Source organism: Deinococcus radiopugnans ATCC 19172, assembly GCF_006335125.1.
Lineage (GTDB): Bacteria > Deinococcota > Deinococci > Deinococcales > Deinococcaceae > Deinococcus > Deinococcus radiopugnans.
In genome coordinates, this window is sequence record NZ_VDMO01000054.1 from 1 (window position 1) to 3,810 (window position 3,810).

Annotated in this window: 3 protein-coding genes; 1 reads left to right on the plus strand and 2 read right to left on the minus strand. The window is 57.7% G+C overall.

Annotation, left to right across the window (positions count from 1 at the left end):
- Positions 1-930: S1C family serine protease (locus tag FHR04_RS20530; RefSeq protein ID WP_139405034.1), on the minus strand; the 930-nt coding region annotated here is incomplete at its 3' end.
- A 627-nt stretch (positions 931-1,557) separates the two neighbouring features.
- Here FHR04_RS20530 and FHR04_RS20535 point away from each other — a divergent pair.
- Positions 1,558-2,907, plus strand: a complete 1,350-nt coding sequence (locus tag FHR04_RS20535; protein WP_139405035.1) for a hypothetical protein — start codon at positions 1,558-1,560, stop codon at positions 2,905-2,907.
- A gap of 542 nt (positions 2,908-3,449) precedes the next feature.
- Here FHR04_RS20535 and FHR04_RS20540 read toward each other — a convergent pair.
- Positions 3,450-3,810, minus strand: a 361-nt coding sequence (locus FHR04_RS20540; protein WP_139405036.1) for a S1C family serine protease, incomplete at its 5' end; no start/stop codon positions are given.

Here is a 3,810-nt window from a genome sequence, read left to right on the forward strand (position 1 = left end):
GCGGGCCGCAGCGCTTCCAGCAGGCACGTCCATCACCAGCGCGCCCTCGGAACTGGATAACCCTGCAAGTTGGCGCAAAGCAGGCGGCAGGGTGGACAGGTCCTCCAGTGTGGCTCCTAGCGTGCCACGCTGCGGAACGCCGATTTTTTCCAGATCATCCAGGCTCTGCTTGACCAAATCACCAGGAATAGCGATGCCAATGATGCCAGGGAGCAACCCATTGGGGGCGGCGTTGGCGTCGGCCACTGCGATTACCGCGCCACGGGAGTCGAGCAGTGGGCCACCGCTGCTGCCCTCCTGGATGCTGGCTGTTGTGAGCAGGTACTCACCGATCTCGTTCCCCAGGATGTCATTGCGCGGCACATGGTCTGCTGTAGCCATCACGCTGTAGATGCCCATGCTGACAACATTCGGAACTTTGAGGGGTGTCCCTATGGCGATGATTTTCTGCCCTGGAATAAGCCGGGCGCTGTTGCCGAAGCTCAGTGTTTTAGGCGCAGTCACGCCTGTGACGCGCAGAATGGCAATATCGATGCCGGGATCAATGCCCTCGATCTTCGCTGACACCTTGCGCCCGTTAAAGAGCGTAACGCTGAGTGAATCCTGAAATTCGATGACATGGTAATTGGTCACAATCAGATTTTTCTTGTAGAAAAATCCGGTGCCGGTAATGATGGGATCTTCGCCAGGTTGGAGCTGGTCACGCTGAACGCGATTGTCGATGCGGACCACGGCAGGGAGGGACTCCTGCGCGACTTTGACCGTGTTGATCTCATCGGATGTGATCAGGGTGCGTTGAGCGTTGACCTGTCCGATGAGGTAAGCCCCTGCCATCGTCCCGGCCAGTAGCAAGGTCAGACTCAGAATTCGCGCTGCATTCACGCGCCGTTTTCTGCTTGTAGATTCTTCATCTTGGCGACTGTAGTCCATATGCTTCCCAGTATCTCCAATGACCTCCTGGTGAGTTGTTGAGTGGATTGCTCTAGCCCCAGCGGAGCCACGTTTCCCCCGGCCGTCCCGCCCCGATTCCCCCTCCAAATCCCCTTTTCCGTGTTGTGGGGGAAAGTAAGCAAGTTAAGTCCAGTTTCCGACTTCTCCGAAGTCGTCTCCTGAACACTAGCCTACACTCAGATTCTGGCGTCGGATAGAACTAGAGATGAAAAGCACTTGCACGGAAGATAAGTGAAAAAGCTCGTCTCAGCACTCGAAAAGAAGTCAGATAGATGGGCAAATATGGCCTCTTTGGGCCAGGAAGAAGGCTGATAGGGGTAAAAACAGCACCCTAATCGGCCTCCTTGGCCCACCAGCACGACAAAAAAAGAGGGTGCTGTGGCCCGACAGTGGCTCTCAAGTCTGAGCTGACCAGGACCGCAAGAAGAATCAGCAAAGAGGGGTGGTGCAGGACTCGCCGCTGCCCGCCACGTCCCCAGGATGCTAACGGAGGCCCAACAGATCGCACCCCGCTTGGAGGCGGGGTGCTACTGTGGCTGTCGAAGCCAGTCAACGATGTTTCCGCATCGTTGATTCAGCTACCCCACTCCGAAGGACTCACTCGCGATGAACAATCAACAGCAGGGCAGCCGTACCGATACCGATAGGGTACGGCAAAGCACCAGTAGATTTCTAGAGTTAGACACCATTGACACGCCCTTCACCCCCGAGCGGGCGACCCCCAATCCCTACCTGGAGATGGGCCTGGCCGCCCTGCGTGGCGAGCCGGTGGACACCCGCCGCCCCAGGCCGCAGCCCAGCAAGCAGTTCCAGAAGACTAGCCGCCCGGTCCCCGTGACTACCCCCTCCCTGCTGATTCCAGACCAGGGCGAACACCAGGACGTGCCCGCCGTGCTGCCAGAAATCGCCCAAGATGTCCGTCACCGACTGGCGCAGCGTGCCCGCGAGAACCGCGAGACGCGCCGCGCCGAACAGCGCGCCCGCTTTCACCAGCTCCTGAGTGCTCCCACCGACGAGGCCGCGCCGGACTTCGTGATGCCCTCAAGCCTCAGCAAGAGCCGCCAATGGGTCATGGAGCATGTGCGGGTGTCCTTGCCCCGCCCGGTCACGTCTGGCCCCGCCTGGGGCGAACTGAGCGCCGAGGAGGTGCTGAAGTCGGTGCCGTGGCTGAGCAAGGGCGCGCGCAAGCTGTTCCGGTTGCTGCACCTGCTGGCCGTGGCCGCCGCCCAGGGCCGCCGCTATCCGGTGATTCCGTCCTCGTCTGCCTTCCACATGCCCCAGCTGCTGCTGGCCGCCGTGCTGAAGTACACCCCCCGCCACCTGCGCCGCCTGGCCCAGGAGCTGGAGGACGCCGGGTTGGTCGATGGGGGCGCGCACGCCTCGAGGATCCGCACCAAGCTGGGCACCCACCGCAATCTGTGGGACGGCTCGATCTGGGCAGTCAAGCTGCGGCCCAGCACCTGCAATGCGTACCTGTCCCCCGACGACTGGCGGCACGAGTGGCGGGACTTCCAGGCGGATTTAAAGACCGGCAGGACGGCAGAAAAAATAATGTCCTATCTAAAGACCTGTGAGGGTTTAGGGCGACAGGAGCACGTCCTGAAAACCTGGGCCGTTAATCCCAATGCGAAATTTACTTCGTTGTCTTTAGAGCGGACATTTCAGGCCGAAGAGAAAATGAGCCTCCAGGACACGGTTTATGCCTTACCGCTGATCGGAGAGCTGAGCCAGCTCAAGCAGGCCGGAGCCATCGGCAACGCGGCCTCGATCATCGCGCACGCCCTGGGCGACAGTCACAGCCGAAGATTCTGGTGTGGGCTGCTCTGGGCGGCCACCCGGAACGGCTCCCTGGAGGCGTTCTCGGCCCAGTTGCTGCGGTTGCTGGCGGATGTGCAGGAGTCCAGCGAGCTACGGAACCCCGGCGCGCTGTTCGCGGCCCGCCTTCGCAGCGCCTGACCTTCGGGAAACGCGCCCGAAGGCCAGCCCCTGCTCAGTCCGGCTTGAGGGTGATTATGCTCTGAGCATATGTCCGCATGAGGACATATGTTGACAGCGTAACTTAGAGGTCGTTTTTTAAAATAACTCAGCTAATCTATTGACAACTAGATTCTCGATGCTGCTTTTGGTATCTGTTTTTATCTCATTTATGTCTGATATGGTTGTTTCATCCAATACCATTACCATCTCGCTTGATAGAAACTCATGTTCAAATGTAGGTTTAACATCGTAAAGCTCTATCCTCCATAGCAGAGCTGTGTATTTAGTGCCATCGAATAAAATTTCAATCCTAAAATTGAGATGCGAACGTTCGACCCCATTAAAAATTTCGAGAGGCTCAAGCTGTAAAGTTTCGATGACTCTTCTAAAGATCATCTGCCCTCAAGCATAATGCCGGAGGTAAGTGTTTTTAATCGCATAAAACCCCATTTTTTCTCATACCTAACGCGAGTTAGAGCCGAGAAAACTCAAACGCACACTACTTCCTGATGAGGGATGGCTTACCGGTTGTTGCTGGGTTGCAAAGTACGCTTAAGCAGTGTGACTTTGATATCTACACTCTTCTTATTTCGCCACACCCGCAAAGTTACGGTTTGACCTGGACGCTTGATGGCCACTAGCCGGGTCACATCGAAGGAATTCTTTACGCCTACCCCATCCACTGCCACGATGATGTCGCCTAGAGGTGACAGCAGTTGACCGCTGTTGTTGCTTAGACTGCCACGCAATCGAGCGCGGGCCGCAGCGCTTCCAGCAGGCACGTCCATCACCAGCGCGCCCTCGGAACTGGATAACCCTGCAAGTTGGCGCAAAGCAGGCGGCAGGGTGGACAGGTCCTCCAGTGTGGCTCCTAGCGTGCCA